Source organism: Faecalibacter sp. (assembly GCF_057177045.1).
Window position 1 is genome coordinate 2,416,670 of record NZ_CM169987.1, and the last position, 15,315, is coordinate 2,431,984.

The 15,315-nt window shown below is 33.8% G+C and carries 12 protein-coding genes; 7 read left to right on the forward strand and 5 right to left on the reverse strand.

Features of this window, described 5'->3' with window-relative positions:
* Positions 1–14 precede the first annotated feature (14 nt).
* The 7 genes from AC1QSP_RS11330 to AC1QSP_RS11360 are packed head-to-tail and all read left to right on the forward strand — an operon-like array spanning position 15 to position 9,308.
* The gene (locus AC1QSP_RS11330) at positions 15–2,075 is read left to right on the forward strand and encodes a S8 family peptidase (RefSeq protein ID WP_484078783.1); all 2,061 of its coding nucleotides are present in this window, start codon (positions 15–17) and stop codon (positions 2,073–2,075) included.
* 59 nt (positions 2,076–2,134) lie between these two features.
* Positions 2,135–3,550, forward strand: coding sequence for a bifunctional metallophosphatase/5'-nucleotidase (locus AC1QSP_RS11335; RefSeq protein ID WP_484078784.1), 1,416 nt, complete (start codon positions 2,135–2,137; stop codon positions 3,548–3,550).
* Positions 3,543–4,145 (forward strand): HD domain-containing protein, encoded by a 603-nt coding sequence (locus AC1QSP_RS11340; protein ID WP_484078785.1) that lies wholly within the window; start codon positions 3,543–3,545, stop codon positions 4,143–4,145. Before AC1QSP_RS11335 ends, AC1QSP_RS11340 begins: the two co-directional genes overlap by 8 nt.
* 4 nt (positions 4,146–4,149) lie before the next feature.
* Positions 4,150–4,983 carry a hypothetical protein gene (locus AC1QSP_RS11345; protein WP_484078786.1) on the forward strand — a complete coding sequence of 278 codons (834 nt, stop codon included), beginning with the start codon at positions 4,150–4,152 and terminating at the stop codon, positions 4,981–4,983.
* 40 nt (positions 4,984–5,023) lie between these two features.
* Positions 5,024–6,658 (forward strand): S41 family peptidase, encoded by a 1,635-nt coding sequence (locus AC1QSP_RS11350; RefSeq protein WP_484078787.1) that lies wholly within the window; start codon positions 5,024–5,026, stop codon positions 6,656–6,658.
* Complete coding sequence (locus AC1QSP_RS11355; RefSeq protein WP_484078788.1) at positions 6,655–8,256, forward strand: S41 family peptidase; 1,602 nt, start codon at positions 6,655–6,657, stop codon at positions 8,254–8,256. Before AC1QSP_RS11350 ends, AC1QSP_RS11355 begins: the two co-directional genes overlap by 4 nt.
* A complete protein-coding gene (locus AC1QSP_RS11360) occupies positions 8,256–9,308 on the forward strand; it encodes a DUF6630 family protein (RefSeq protein ID WP_484078789.1) in 1,053 nt (350 codons plus the stop codon). The genes AC1QSP_RS11355 and AC1QSP_RS11360 overlap by 1 nt, the downstream gene beginning before the upstream one ends.
* Before the next feature lie 12 nt (positions 9,309–9,320).
* Here the strand turns inward: AC1QSP_RS11360 and AC1QSP_RS11365 are convergent, their stop codons facing one another.
* From AC1QSP_RS11365 to AC1QSP_RS11385, 5 genes are all read right to left on the reverse strand, one after another.
* Positions 9,321–10,325 (reverse strand): FAD:protein FMN transferase, encoded by a 1,005-nt coding sequence (locus AC1QSP_RS11365; RefSeq protein WP_484078790.1) that lies wholly within the window; start codon positions 10,323–10,325, stop codon positions 9,321–9,323.
* Between the two features lie 283 nt (positions 10,326–10,608).
* Complete coding sequence (locus AC1QSP_RS11370; protein ID WP_484078791.1) at positions 10,609–10,896, reverse strand: GIY-YIG nuclease family protein; 288 nt, start codon at positions 10,894–10,896, stop codon at positions 10,609–10,611.
* A gap of 100 nt (positions 10,897–10,996) precedes the next feature.
* Positions 10,997–13,189 carry a PepSY domain-containing protein gene (locus AC1QSP_RS11375; RefSeq protein ID WP_484078792.1) on the reverse strand — a complete coding sequence of 731 codons (2,193 nt, stop codon included), beginning with the start codon at positions 13,187–13,189 and terminating at the stop codon, positions 10,997–10,999.
* Position 13,190: 1 nt separating this feature from the next.
* Positions 13,191–13,634, reverse strand: coding sequence for a DUF2271 domain-containing protein (locus AC1QSP_RS11380; RefSeq protein ID WP_394369884.1), 444 nt, complete (start codon positions 13,632–13,634; stop codon positions 13,191–13,193).
* Between the two features lie 56 nt (positions 13,635–13,690).
* Positions 13,691–15,154, reverse strand: a complete 1,464-nt coding sequence (locus tag AC1QSP_RS11385; protein ID WP_484078793.1) for an ankyrin repeat domain-containing protein — start codon at positions 15,152–15,154, stop codon at positions 13,691–13,693.
* Positions 15,155–15,315: the final 161 nt, after the last annotated feature.

Below are 15,315 nucleotides of genomic sequence, written 5' to 3' on the forward strand. Positions count from 1 at the left end.
TTATACGAATTTACATGAAGAAAAAATTACTTTCTTTAGCTTTAATTACTCTGGTTTATGGAGGAGTTAATGCTCAAACTACTGAACGACTTAAAGAAAAATTTAATACGGAAACGGCCAATAAAAATGCGTTTATTGATGCCATCCAAATGAAAGGTGGATCCTCTTTTTTACATGAAAAAAGAGATGTCATTACTGAAATTTCCAATGATCATATTGCGATTGTGCAATCGGATGATTTTCGTGCAAATAATGCTTCTAATATCGAACAATTACAAGCAGGTGCTGTTGGAGGTTTTGCATTGAATGGTGAAAATATGAGCATTGCGATTTTCGATGGTGGAAAAGTTTTACCAAATCATAATGAATTTAGGGATTTAGATAATGCGGGACAATTTCGTGTAATTGATTTAGAGAATGGTGCTCAAGGTTTAAGTTCTCACGCGACTTCTGTTGCAGGATTTATTATGGGAGAAGGCCGCGGAACAGTTTTTTCACTTCCAAATGTTGCCAAAGGTGTTTTGCCTAAAGCCATTGTTAAGCATGCTGGTTTTGCAGAAACTTCGAATGGAAATCGTTTTACGAAGATTTTAGAATATGGTGAGTATATTTCCAATCACTCGTATGGGGTGAATAATGGTTGGTCATATGATGCAACTGGATCACGAGGAGCAGGGTATTATTATGGTGTCAATACAACCATCATGACAAGCCCTTCACAAACCTTAGCGGGAGCATACCAGTCTAATGATCAAGCCATAGATGAAATTGTATATGCTGATCCAAAATTCGCTATCGTAAAATCAGCTGGGAACTATTATGGTACAGTACCAGGACCAAATGATAATAAATACCGTTGGAGTGCTTCAGGATATGTGCCTTTTGAGGAGGGAGATATCGTGCCTGATGCAAACTGTGCAATAGGAGCTTATTGTATAGGAAATGGATCGTTGGCTAAAAACATAATCGTTGTAGGAGCAATTGATTTACCTACAGATGCTACAACCTATAAGTTTGCAAATACGGCAGAAATTACACGTTCAAGTTATAGTAGTGCAGGACCTCGTAAAGATGGAGCAATTAAACCTGATTTAGCTGCTGTAGGTACATTAGTTATTGCACCAACCGTTTCAAGTACGAATACTGCTTCAGTGAATACGTATACAAGAGGTAGTGGAACATCATACTCTGCTCCTAAGGTAACAGGGACAATTGGATCTTTAACGCAATTAAAGCGTTTATTAACAAACGATAACGAGTTCTATTTCTTTGCGGATGAAGTAAAAGCCATCTTAACGCACACTGCGATGGAAGCTGGAAATTATGATGGACCAGACAACTGGTACGGATGGGGAGTTCTTGATGGCTTAAAAGCTGCTGAAGTTGTATTGTCCACTCATAATAATGAAGATACGTTAGAGCGTAAAGTAAAAGTTTCTGGTGTAAATGATGAAAAAGTAATTTCAGCTCGTGAAGGAGAAGATTTAAAAGTTACAATTTCTTGGATTGATCCTGCTGCTGAATTAGCATCAGGAACATTAAATACAATGAATGATACTTCATCTAAACTTGTGAATGATTTTGACTTACGTGTGATTGATACTGAAACCAATGAAGTTTATTATCCATGGAAATTGGAATTATCTAATCCAACAGGAGCAGCTGTTAAAGGAGACAATACGGTGGATAATATTGAGCAAGTTTTAATTAAAAATCCAGTAGCGGGACGCAATTATCGTGTAGTAATTTCAAACAAAGGAACATTAGTAAATGATGAAGGCGTAGCTGCGGATCAACATTATACATTATTAATTACTGGAGCTAATGCAGAAGTGTTATCTACATCAGAAGTGGTGAAATCTAAAATTTCAGTTTATCCAACGGTGGCTAAAGATGTGGTGAACATTAAAACGCAAGACAAAATTCAGAAAGTAGATTTAATTGATTTAACAGGAAAATTAATTTCTACAACGAAAAAAGAAACAGTTGATGTATCTTCTTTATCAAGTGGAGTTTATATTTTAAATGTAGTTACCGATAAAGGAACAACGACTCAAAAAATTGTAAAACAATAATCTGATTTTAAAAGATATTTCTAAAAACTTCAATAGCTTTAGCTGTTGAAGTTTTTTTTATGAAAAATTATAGGCTATTATTTGTGGTTTTGTTTCCAATTTTTGCTTTTTCTCAATCGTTACAATTACTTTATTTTACGGATGCTCATCAACTTTATCCCTTGGATGATGTGGAAGGAACACGAGGTGGAGTAGCACGATTAAAAACTGTAGTCGATCAAGCAAAAGAGGATTATCCAGCTACCATTACCATTCATGGTGGAGATTTTGTTGGTGGTGTTTTGTATGGTGGAATTTATCATGGAAAGCATATGATTCCAGCATTCAATCTAATTCCTGTAGACTATTATAATTTTGGGCAACATGAATTTGATTATGGTTTAGACCATCTACAATCTTTGCTCAAAGAATCCAAAGGGCAATTTTTTACTTCCAACCTTATCCATGGGCTGAATCAACCGTTATTTGATTTGCCTACACATGTCCTAATCAACAAAAATGGATTACGAATCTTAATGATAGGATTGACTGATCAAATGGAAACGACCAAAAAGGATCCGAGGGTTCTACAAGAAGATGTGTATGCTTCTACAGCACGGGTGCTTAACCAAATCGATTTAAAATTGGTGGATATTATTGTTGCCGTGACTCAGATGGATTTAGAAAAAAACAAAAAATTATTACAGTATTTTCCATCCATCGATTTGATTTTAACCGAAGAATTAGAAGAATATCATACCCAAATTCATTATCAAAATCATCGTCCCATTATTGCAACTGCTGGAAATATGAGTTCGGTAGCAAAAGTTATTTTATCCAAGCAAAAACGACCTTTGATTGAAATCATTCCGTTGGATCATTCCATTCCAAGAAATCCTGAACTGCAGGCGATAGAAAATCAAGAACGTCAACGTGTAGAATTATTATTGCATGAAAAATTAGGAACGCTTCACGTGGATTTGGATGCATTTGAAAGTTTAAAAAAAGAATCTCGAGCTGGAAATTTGATTACAGATGCTATGAGAGATTACTATCAAACTGATTTGGCTCTTATTGACGGGAGTGGTATTCGAAAATCCGTAGAGAAAGGAGATTTTACGTATGAAAAAGCGCGAACTTTATTGCCTTATGGAAATAAAATGGTTGTTGTACAGATTAAAGGTGTGGATTTTAAGAACTTCATCTACGGATATCTTACAGCGGAGAAACCTAAGTTAGTTCAGCTTTCAGGTTCAAAATATATCTGGGAGCCTAAAACAAAAGAATTAGTGATGGAAGGGATAAACCCCGATAAAATTTATACCTTAGTTTTAAACGATTATAATTTTAGCAAATTAAATCAATACGAAAGTGTTGTTGTATCCGCTGATCATAATCAATCGATATCCGATTATGAGGCATTAAAACATTATATTATAAAACATCAGATCATTAATCCTCCATACGAAAACAGAATAATAATTAAGAATGAATAAATTAGAAATCCTTACTCAAGTACAAGCGTACATCAAAAAAATATTTTTGGACGAAGGTACCGGTCATGATTATTTCCACATTGAACGCGTGGTAACCAATGCTAAAAAGATTTTAGCGCACGAAAATGCAGATGCTTTTTTAGTCGAATTGGCCGCATGGGTACATGATATAGGAGATTATAAATTGCATGACGGTATTGACCAATCCGAAGAAATGATCACATCGTATTTACAATCCTTGAATTTGGATGCAGCAATTATAGCACGCGTAAATGAGATTGTTTCTCAAGTATCGTTTAGCAAAGGCAATCAACCAACTTCCATCGAGGCGATGATCGTACAAGATGCAGATCGTTTAGATGCAATTGGAGCTGTAGGGATAGCGCGATGCTTTGCCTATGGAGGAAGTACAGGAAATATATTATATCATCCCTTCGATCAAAGTAAAAATGCTTCCAGCGTTCAACATTTTTATGACAAATTATTCAAATTAAAGGATTTGATGAATACGGCAACAGGAAAAGCCATCGCCCAAGAAAGACATGTCTACATGGAAAATTTTATCCAACAATTTTATTCAGAAGTAAAACCATAAGGCTATGAAAAGTTTAAAAACAACCCTATTATTTAGTTTATTATCCATCTCATCATTTGCGCAAGATACGTTTCAATTCAAAGGGACATTAGCCCCTAATAGCATTTATAAGATGAAAATGAATTCTGATTTGGAATTAAAAATGCAAATAGATGCACCTATTGAAATTGAAGGAATAGAAAAAGAAACGACTTCACATACCCTTTCTACTTTTGATATTCAGACCCAATCCTTCGATCAATTACCAAATAAAGATGTTCCATTTGAAGTGACTTATACGAAAATTGATATGAGCCTTAAAATGAACAATCAGCCCATTCCTTATAATTCAGACGAAATTAAAGGGCTGTATGAAGTAAAATTAAAAGGAATTTCAAATGATAAAGGACGTGAAAAATTTGAGTATGTTGGTCCAGCACAATATAAAGATGTATTCTCAGGAATATTAAAAAGTTTTGAAAGTTTAACGAAATATCCTACAGAAACTTTTACTATTGGTCAAAGTCATTCCTTACCATTTAGTACGGATATTCCATTAGAAAATGGGAAAAATTATGTGATGGATTTCGTCGTAAAATATACGTTAAAAAATTTAGAAAACGATTGGGCATATTTTGATGTATTATTATTTTCAGATCAAAAAAAGCAAAATTTAGACGGATTAATGATAAGCATAGATACGTATAAAGTTATAGGGCAGATGAAAGTTTCGGTGAAGGATAACAACATCTATGACTCGTCGTTCGAAGGACCAATGAAAATGACCATGGAAAAAGATGGTTTAACGATAAAAATGGACTATACCTATAAATACAAATTAAATTCAACCAAAAAGTAACCTTTTTTAATTATTAGCGTCTCTACTGATAAATCACCCTATGAATAAATATTTTGGACTTTTATTGCTTGTATGTGGTACATTTTCATGTGTATCGAAAGAAAAATTCAATCAACATTTGGATCAACCTTTAAGTGTAGAAGCGTTGAGAAAAGATGTGGATTTTACTACGAATAAATTACTGAAAAAACATGTGAATTTGGAGTGGTACTATCCCGAAGAGGTGATAAAATTCCGTTTGGATAGTTTTAAATCGACTATTACTCAGCCGATGGTTCCCAATGATTTTGCCATGCATTTGATGCAGGTTGTTTCTAGTTTTGGGCATGGGCATACGTATGTTTCGCCTCTTGATTACAAGTTAACAAAAGAAGCCAAAAAAAAGTATAAAGGTTCGAAGAATCCCTTGAAATTATTGGCCTTTAAAAATGCTGAAAATCGTATTTTTTTGGATGAAAATTATACGAAAGATTCCACTTTATTGGTCCATTCAGAACTCTTAGCTATTGATGGATATTCTTATCAAGATTTTATTCAAAAGAATCCAAATGTTCGTGCAGGTGATGGGTATACAAAAGTGTTGAATCAAAATTATAATGCATCTTATTTCATCAATTATGTCGATCGCAAGCTGAAAGTGAGGGATTCTGTTGTATTGACCTTGCAGCAGAATGATTCTGTTTTTCACCATGTTTTATATCGTGAATTAAAAAAAGATAAAAAGAAAAAAGACACCCTCATTTCCAAAAAAGATTCGATTCAGTCTGTTAAAGATCGTCTGAAAATTGAAAAAAGTAAATTAACGAAAGCGGAACGATTAAAAGTAAAAGATAGTCTACAATTAAAACGTAAAATCAATAAATACTATGCTTTTGATCGAGTGAAAAAGAAATACAATCGTGCCTTGTATTTTCCTAATCCACAAGATTCAACAACTGTGGTACTCGACATCAATTCATTTACTTTAGGCAGTCATAAGAAAGCGTATGATCATATTTTTGATTCTATACAAAGACTAGGTACAAAAAATTTAATCTTAGATTTAAGAGAGAATAGTGGAGGATATCCCGAAGATATCAATCATCTGTTTGCTTATTTGACAACGAAGAGCGAGCCTCAAATGGTGATTGATCCCTTGTTGAAAGTGAAATCGAAATGGACTTTATTTTCTCGATTTTATCGTAAACCAAATCCATTTTTACATACAATATTCTTACCTTTAATTGTTTATAAATCAACGGAGTCATTTTTTCGTACAACGAAAATGGATGGCGCATATTATTATAACGACGGTCGCAAGAAAAATTTTCTTTTCAAAGATAAGAACCGTTATGAAGGGAATTTGTATGTACTAACGAGTGGGAAAAGTTATTCTGCAGCCAGTTTAATTTCGTCTGCATTATATGCTGAAGGTAAAGCTATTTTTGTAGGTGAAGAAACTGGAGGAGATTATAATGGAACAGTGGCAGGTTATTCAGAAGATTATAAACTTCCCCATTCGAAAATAAAAATTCTAATTCCTCAAATGGTCTTTCAACCGAATCAAACACGAGAATTGAAAGGGAGAGGCGTGTTCCCTCATCAGGAAATACCCTATCATTTCTCAGATTTTATGCAAGAACATGATCCTCAATTGGATTGGATTTTAGAAGATATAAAGAAGAAAAAACAATGAAAATAAAGCATTATATCGTATTGGGATTTTTAATTCTGATTTCAACTGGTTGTTTATCAGTTGAGCGATATAATGCACATTTGGAACGTGATCTCACGGTTGAACAACAACTAAAAGATATTGAATTTGTTCACCGGAAATTAAAAAAGAATCATCCCAAATTGGATTGGTATGTTTCGCAAGAAATGATTGATTTTCGTTTTGATAGTTTAAAAGCTACGATTAAACAAACATTGAAACCCAACGAATTTTTCTTGAAATTACAACCTGTAGTGAGTGAAATTCGACATGGTCATACGGATGTGATGCCTTTGTTTCCGAGGTATCCTAAACATGAATTAAAACGCATCAAAGATTCATCTGGACCATTGAGTCAATTGACGACCTTTTGGCAAAATGATTCTTTGTATTTGGTACAGACCAAATCAAAAGATTCATTGGTAAAACCAGGTGCAGTTATTCTTAGTATTGATTCAATCGCTCCCGCTTACTATTTAAATAAATTTCATCATACATTTTATGGTGATGGATTTAATACCTCTTATTTTCAAAACCGGCTAAATCGTACATTCTTTACCTATTATTATAATTTAGAACACCCCATCAAGGATTCTGTTTTATTCGAATTATCCTATCAGGGAAAAAAATATCCGTATTGGGCAAAACGTACGTTTAAAAAAGGAGAAGAAAATAAAAAAATAGCCGATAAAAAAGATACGATTCGGGTTCAAATGCCAAAGAAAGTAGCAACAGTTAATCCGTTGAAATCGTATGAGTTTTCATTCAATAAAAGCAATAAGACTTACGCCAGAGTATTATCGTTTCCAACTAATGATAGCACCTTTGCCATGCTCCGTGTAAGTACTTTTAGTTATGGCGATTATACAAAGGATTATCAAAAGATTTTTGAATTGATAAAAACACACAAGGTAAAAAATCTGGTGTTGGATTTAAGAAATAATGGTGGTGGACGATTAGCTGATGCTTTTCAATTGTTTTCTTATTTTGTACCTAATCAAGACGAATTTTTAGCCAAACAATCCATCGTAAAGCCTTCAGCATTTCAACATGCTATTGTATCCCTTTTCCCTAAATGGTCTCGGCCAATAGTGTATCCAATATCATTGTTGTCTCATTTGATCACCCGAAAAGACGACACGGGATATTATATTAAGCCACAATTAAGTCGCATTAGAAATAATCCACCTGATCATCCTTACACCGGAAATCTGTACGTAATTATTAATGGAGGTTCGTTTTCTGCGTCATCTTTGATTTCATCCAATTTGAAAGGTTTCAACCGCGCTTACTTTGTGGGAGAAGAAACGGGGGGCGATGCCAATGGTAGTGTGGCGGGACTAATGCCGAAATATGAATTGCCTCATTCGAAACTAAAGCTGCATATTGGTACCGTATTTTTAGAGCCTAAATACTATCAAACGGAAGTAAAGGGCCACGGTATATTTCCAAATAAAGAAATTAAAACGACTTTAGAAGATCGTATAAAAAATAGTGATCCGCAATTGCGATGGATCATTACAGATGTGAAACAGAACAATAAAGCCTTACGTCAAATTATACCTCATACTACCCCATAATGTTCTCAAAATTTTTTAATCCCAAGCAAGAAACCAACGCAGCAGACGGTACAGATTATCTGAAAATATTCAAATCAATTTTTGAGTTTTATGAACAGGATGATGAATTCAATTATCGTACAAAATTGATCGGTACGGAGGGATTTTGCGAGTTGAATTATTATTTAATTCCCAATGCATTTGATTTAGAAAATCAATTAATTCCAAACGGCATTTCTACCTATGAAGATTTATATGCGATCATCGCTCCTAAAATTAACTTTTCGACAGTAGAACCGAATTATTTTGATGAAAACTCTGTGAACTTCTTACATCTGTTTTTTAAAACTTCCCATCCAGAAAATAAATTTCAATGGATTGATCACGATTTTTTAATCTTTTGTGGATATCAAGATTCCGATGAAATCAATGTGTATGAGGTGCTTTATTCGTCACAATTTGAGACCGATTTTATTGATTTTTGGCAAAAAGCCGAACCGTGTAGTTTGATTTTACCCATAAATTCCGATCACGCGGAAGCGCTTGAAAAGATAGAAGATGTGTTGTTGGGATTGTGTCAAACGATGGGCATACCGCATTTGGATAAAATGTTCAAAGATGCTACAAAAGAAGTGTATTATGAAGTCAATGCACAATTGTATGCTAATTTATTGAAATTGATTAATCCGTTGACCGATGAATCAGAAGTCTTGCATCGCGCAAAAAAATTACATCAAAAATTGGTAATGGATGAAATGGAAGACGAGGGCGATAATGCCGATTTACTTTTAGAATTCTATTGGCAATCGGATTGGAAATTTGAGTTTGAAGATCTTGAAGATTTTATTGCTTCAGCAGTCGATCAACCGTTACAAATCGAAATACCAGAAGATACTTATTCAGCCGATTTGTTTCCATATATCCAATCATTTTTGAAGCAAAACGGTAAAATTTTGATGAATTATAATTCGTTTGGTGATAGCTATTTTTTCTTTATCATTGATTTAAAAGATGCCGATGCGGTGATCAACCAAGCTTATTTTGCAGGAATACATCTTGAAGTGGCAGAGTAAAAGTGCTATCGATTATTTGAGTTTCTTTTTAATTTTTTTGTAGTTCTTCGAACGAATGATTTTTCCGTTATCGGTAATCAATAAAGCGGCATACTCTTTTTGCTGATTGATGAAAGCTAATCCTTTTTCTTTCCCTAAAACCATCATAGACGTAGAGAAACCATTGCACATTTCAGCATTTGGTCCAATCACGGTTACACCGGTTAAACCAGTAGAAGGCATACCTGTTTTGGGATTGATGATGTGGGAATAGCGTTTACCATCAATTACCACGAATTTTTCATAGTCTCCAGAAGTGGTTACGGCAGCTTTTTTTAAGGAAAGAATATCGGCCATTTGATGGCGATCAAATGGATTGTTGATTCCGATTCTCCAAGGTTTTCCATCGGGTTGTGTTCCCCAAGTCGTCATATCGCCAGAGGCATCGATAATTCCAGCATTTATTCCCAATTGAAGCATTAATTCACGGGCTTTATCTGCCGCATATCCTTTTCCTGTTGAACCAAAGCCAATTTTCATTCCTGGTTTTTCTAAGAAAATAGTTGAAGCTTCTTCGTTGATGATGATGTGTTGATAACCGATTTTTTCAATGGCTTTTTGAATTGCTGATGAGGTCGGAATTTCTTCCATGGAACCATCGAATTTCCAGATGCGATCCATCGCCGCAAAGCTGATGTCAAAAGCACCTTCTGTTATTTTGGAGAAGTAAAGAGCGCGTTTGGTTAAGTCGATGACTTCTTGATCTACTTTTACCGGTTGGATTCCTGCATTTTGGTTGATTCGAGAAACTTGTGAAGTGGGTTTCCAATCCGAAATCAAATGTTCAATTCGTACCATCTCATCAATGGCTTTGTTGATGTTTTTTTCAACTGAAATCGAATCGGTATCCACCAAAGTAATTTTGAAACGGCTTCCCATTAAAACAGTATCTCTAATTCCGACCGTTTGTGCATTTGCCGGAATTAGTGATACAAATAGTATAAAAATGAATATGTATTTAAAAAATGAGGATTTCATAGTATTATTTTTCGTCTTAGTTCTCGATACAATTTTCTTATTCTTGCGAAACGAAAATCACTCGAACTGACGGAAAAATAAACTGTCATTTCGAGTGTCTAAAAAATTAGTTAAAATTATAAGGAATTCAATATTTTTCAATTTTCGTCTTAATTCTCGATACAATTATCTTTTTCTTTCGAGACCATTATCACTCAAATTGATGAAAAATAAAACGTCATTTCGAGTGTTTGAAATTATTCGATAGAATAATTTCAAAAGTATCGAGAAATTAGACGGTTGATTAAAATTTCTTTTTCGATAAATTAGGCAAATCAATAACGCGATTTTCAATCAATGCTTCTTTTTTAGCTTTTGACCATTTCTTGATTTTTTTTTCGGTTGCTATTGCAATTTCAATATTTGTAAAAATTGTAAAATAAACTAATTCAATAGGTCTTCTATTGAAAGTAAAAGCTTTTGAATCTATTCCATTTTGGCGCTCTTCAAAACGTTTAAATACATTATTAGTGACACCTACATAAAAAGAATTGTCTTTACATTTAATGATGTACACATAAGAAATTTGCATACTTTAATTTACAAATATTCATCCTAGTTTTCGATACAATCTACTTATTCTTACGAAACGAAAATTACTTCAATTGACGAGAAATTAGACGGATATTTTGCTAATAACAATCCGTTAAAAATTGTCCGTTTGATTTAAAATGATCGAATGATTGGTTGAGATGGGTTTGACAAATTTCTTCCAATACTTTTTCGATATCGTGTTGCATCGCTAAGGCACCACAAATCATGATGACACCATTTTGTTGTAATATATCTGCAAAGAATTTCGCATCTCTTCGAACTAGATCCATCACATACTGTTTATTTTCTTCACGAGAAAAAGCAATGTGAAATTGATTTAATTGATTCTTTTCGATCTGTTCATTCGCAAATTGTTGATACCCTTTTGTGATGGAATTATCAAATCTAAAACCTGTATATAAATGCGTTTCGACCTTCTTTTTATTCTCATCTACCATTCCTAAAAATGGCGCAATTCCGGTTCCATTTGCAATCATGATCACTTTAGATGCTTGTTTTGGAAAATGAAACGCTTTGTTTTTTACGACGCGTGCTTTGATGGATTGACCAGCTTTTAAGTCGTGTAAATATTGAGAACCTAAACCCAATTTGTGTAACTTCACAATCAACTGCAATTTGTTCTCGACTTTACCAATTGAATACAAACGTTCGCGATGATCATTCGCCGGATAAATGGCTAATAAATCGCCCGATTTAAACTTCTGTTTAGCATCTAAAACAACAGTGAAAGTTGCATCTTCTTTTGTAACTTGTGTCGAAGAAATTACTTTTAAATCTTTTAATTTTGGAGCTTTACCCACATACATGGCTGGCGTTGTCGCTAATGGAATATCCGTAGCCTCTTTGTATGCAATGACCCAATTTGTAAACTCTTCTGGAGATTTATCGTTGATGGTTTTTAAATCCAATAAACGTGTTGCCCACGATTGTTTTTCGAACCATTGATCCACTTTAACCGCGTAGCCACAATAATCGGAGTAAGCTCTTGAACCAAATCCAACGACAGAGAATTTTACATCTTGTGATTGCGGATATTGAGCAATTAATTCTTCAAATTTCTTGGCATTAGCGGGCGCATCTCCAATTCCATAAGTGGAAGTAAAAACCACGATATGTTCAGCATTAGGATACGTTTCATATTGATTCATTTGAACCATAAATGATTTCTTTCCGTTGGCTAAAAATTGTTGATGAATTTTATTCGCAAAACCAACTGTTGAACCATTTTCAGAACCCACTAAAACTACAATTTCAGCTTCGTTGGCTTTGAATTTATTTTTTCCGATTTTCGTACGTGTACGTTTTAAGGTAATGGCAAATCCTGACCAAATAAAGAATAAAATATTAAGTGATGCGATTCCTAAAATTGCTGCCCAAATGATATTTGTACGACCCGTATGTAAATCGATATTGAATTTCTCAACAACTGCAGAATATGGATGGAATGATTCAGCCATAATTTCTCCATTGACTTGATTAATCGTTACATTTTTCTTTCTTAAATGAACGATAAATGGTTCTGCTTCATCATCGGGAATAAATGGAAATTCAATTCTTTCTACACTGCTTAATTTCGTGTTTTGGAAAAATTCTATTTCACTTAAATCTTTGGCAGGTAAATTTTCTTTGATGGGGTGTTCCACTTCTGTTGGTTGACCAACTAAAGGTTCTAATCGTGCCAAGAAAATGAATGTTCCTGTTAATCCAATGATCACAATAGGAATCAATAACCAACGTCCGGTTGCCACATGAAAATATTGGGCAAATGAGTCTTTATTGACTTTCGTGAAGAAGTTTAAAATTCCGTTTTGGCGTTGAATCACTAAGATTAATCCACTCACTGAAATTAAAAATAAGATGAAGGAAATGACCCCAACAATGGCGCGTCCTGTTTCTTTTAAAAATAATGAGCGGTGTAGGGCAGTGGTCCAATTGATGAAATCACTTTTTGGAACGATTTCTCCAATGTTTTTTGCTGTATTCGGATCGATGTACGATTGGATAGGATTCCCATCTTCGTCCATCGCATCAATCGTTACAAAATCGTTGTGATCAACTTTTATTTCGATAATTTCAAAATAATTCTCGCGCAAAGTTGGAAGAACCTGCGCGAGTGTAATATTTTCAAAATTTTCGACTTTGTAGGCCGGAGATTTCTCATTGATGGCATCAACCGCTAAAATTACTCCTGTCGTGGAAAGGATTAAAAGAAAAGCTGATGATATAAGGGCTAATGCCAAATGGGCAAACCTCCAAATCGATAGGATCATTTTACTGAACTTTAATAAAACGTACGGCTTTAATGTATTCTGTTCCTTTAATTCCTGCTTTATTGTCTAATGCCGCAGATGTTAATGCAATTTCAGCATCTTTTACCACGTACTTTTGTGTTTCAACAGCAGATTCAAAACGGATTTTATACCCTTTATTTAATTTCGCTGTATCAAATTCGATCACACGTGTTGCTCTTGCACCACCTGCCACAGAAGCTCCTGTAATTCCGTTTAATTTTTCTTTTTTCTTTTTATTGAATTTATCCCACTCTTTTAATGTGTTATACCATTCATTATCTTTTCCTAAAACTCCTAACGTTTTCTCGTATTGTCCTTTTGGATTAATCAAAGAAATTACAATGTAAGCTTCCTTACCTGTATAATTCTCCATCTGGATCATTGTTTTATACTTCGTTGTTTGAGCGAAAGTGGCAGTAGCCATTAGAATAACTACGACGCTGAATATTTTTTTTATGACGTTAAATTTCATTTTCTGTATTATTTTAAGAAGTCAATCGATACATTATTTTTCTTCAAGAATTCGTTTTGAGCAGCTAATTCGTAAGCTGTTTCTTCAAATTCTGTTTTTAAATTTTTTTGAGTACCTGCACCAATTAAAGTTTTTAAGATTTGATCATCTTTAGCAATTAGAGCTGCTTTATGTAAAGCTGTATTCCCGTCTTCGTCTTGTGCATTAATATTTACACCTAATTCAATTGCTTTCTTTACTAAAGCGTTATCACCTTTATCTACAGCTAAATGCAATAATGTCGAACCTTTTTGTTGAGTGGCTTTAAAATCTACCTTTGCCTTTGCTAATATTTCTTGTTTTTGTGTAAATGTTTCATCATTTGGTTTGAAAGAATTGAACCAATATGATGCTAAATTATTACCTTCTTTATCCTTGATATCCGTTTTTGCACCTTTATCAATTAATAAAGTTACGATTTCAGGAGTTCCAGATGCTACTGCCTTTGTCAAAGCCGATTCTCCATTCGAGTTAACAGCATTAATATTGTTAGATTTTGATAAGAATAAATTGATTAAATCTGTGTTTTTTCCGGCAGCAGCCACCATTAAAGCCGTGTTTCCTGCTTTATCTACTACTTTAGCATCAGCACCTTTAGAAATTACATAATTGATGATTTCTGAATTTCCTCGGCGAGATAAGGCGTGTAATAATGATTGTCCTTGAGGGTTTAAAGCTTTTGGATTTAATTTATATTTTTCAACTAAAGTTTTGAAAACTTCAACTCCATTTTCTTTCATTCTAGAGCCTTGCGTTGCGAAGAATAAAGCTTGATCTGTAGGTTTTACACCTTTAGCAGCTAATAAATCTAAGATTTCTAAATTCCCAACTTTCGTAGAATAGTCGGCTACTGTACGTCCGAAGTTATCTTTCTCCGTTAATGAAACACCTTTAGAAACAAAGTATTCTGCAATTTTTAAATCCGTATCATTTGCGATAGACTCCATAATTATGTTTGTACCATCCTCGTTTTTTACTTTAGGATTAGCACCTGCTTTAATTAAGGCATCATAAACTGCTAAATTCTTGTTTCCAGCACTTGCTGCGTATGTAATCACATCATCACCATGGCTGTCTTTATAATTAATATCAGAACCTTTTGCTAATAAATAATTGACTAATTCTAAATTACCTGCAGCAGCAGCCCATTGCAAATAAATTCTTGAGTGATGTGTTTTTTTATCTACCGAATTACCTTCTTGCTCAATTAAAAATTTTAAAACATCAAAATCTGCTTTATTATTTATCGCTATCACCACAGGATCAAAAAATCCTGCATTTTGCTGCGAAGGACTGTTTCCTTTTCCAATTTCTGCTTTTACAGTTTCAACAGATGGTTTATTTTTCCAAAAACCAGCATCCATTAAAGTGTTGGTTTGCGCTTGTAAAAATGAAGCGATTAATACGGCAACTGTGATGAATAACTTTTTCATATCTAGCGTTTATCTTATCTATTATTATTTAGACCAATTTTAATTTGATATCAAAAGTAATGTTTTATTTATAATAATTCTAAATTTTAAAATTAAAATTATGTGAAGGTGCTAAATATCATTATCATTTAAAATTGAATTTGGGGAATTTATAATTCAAT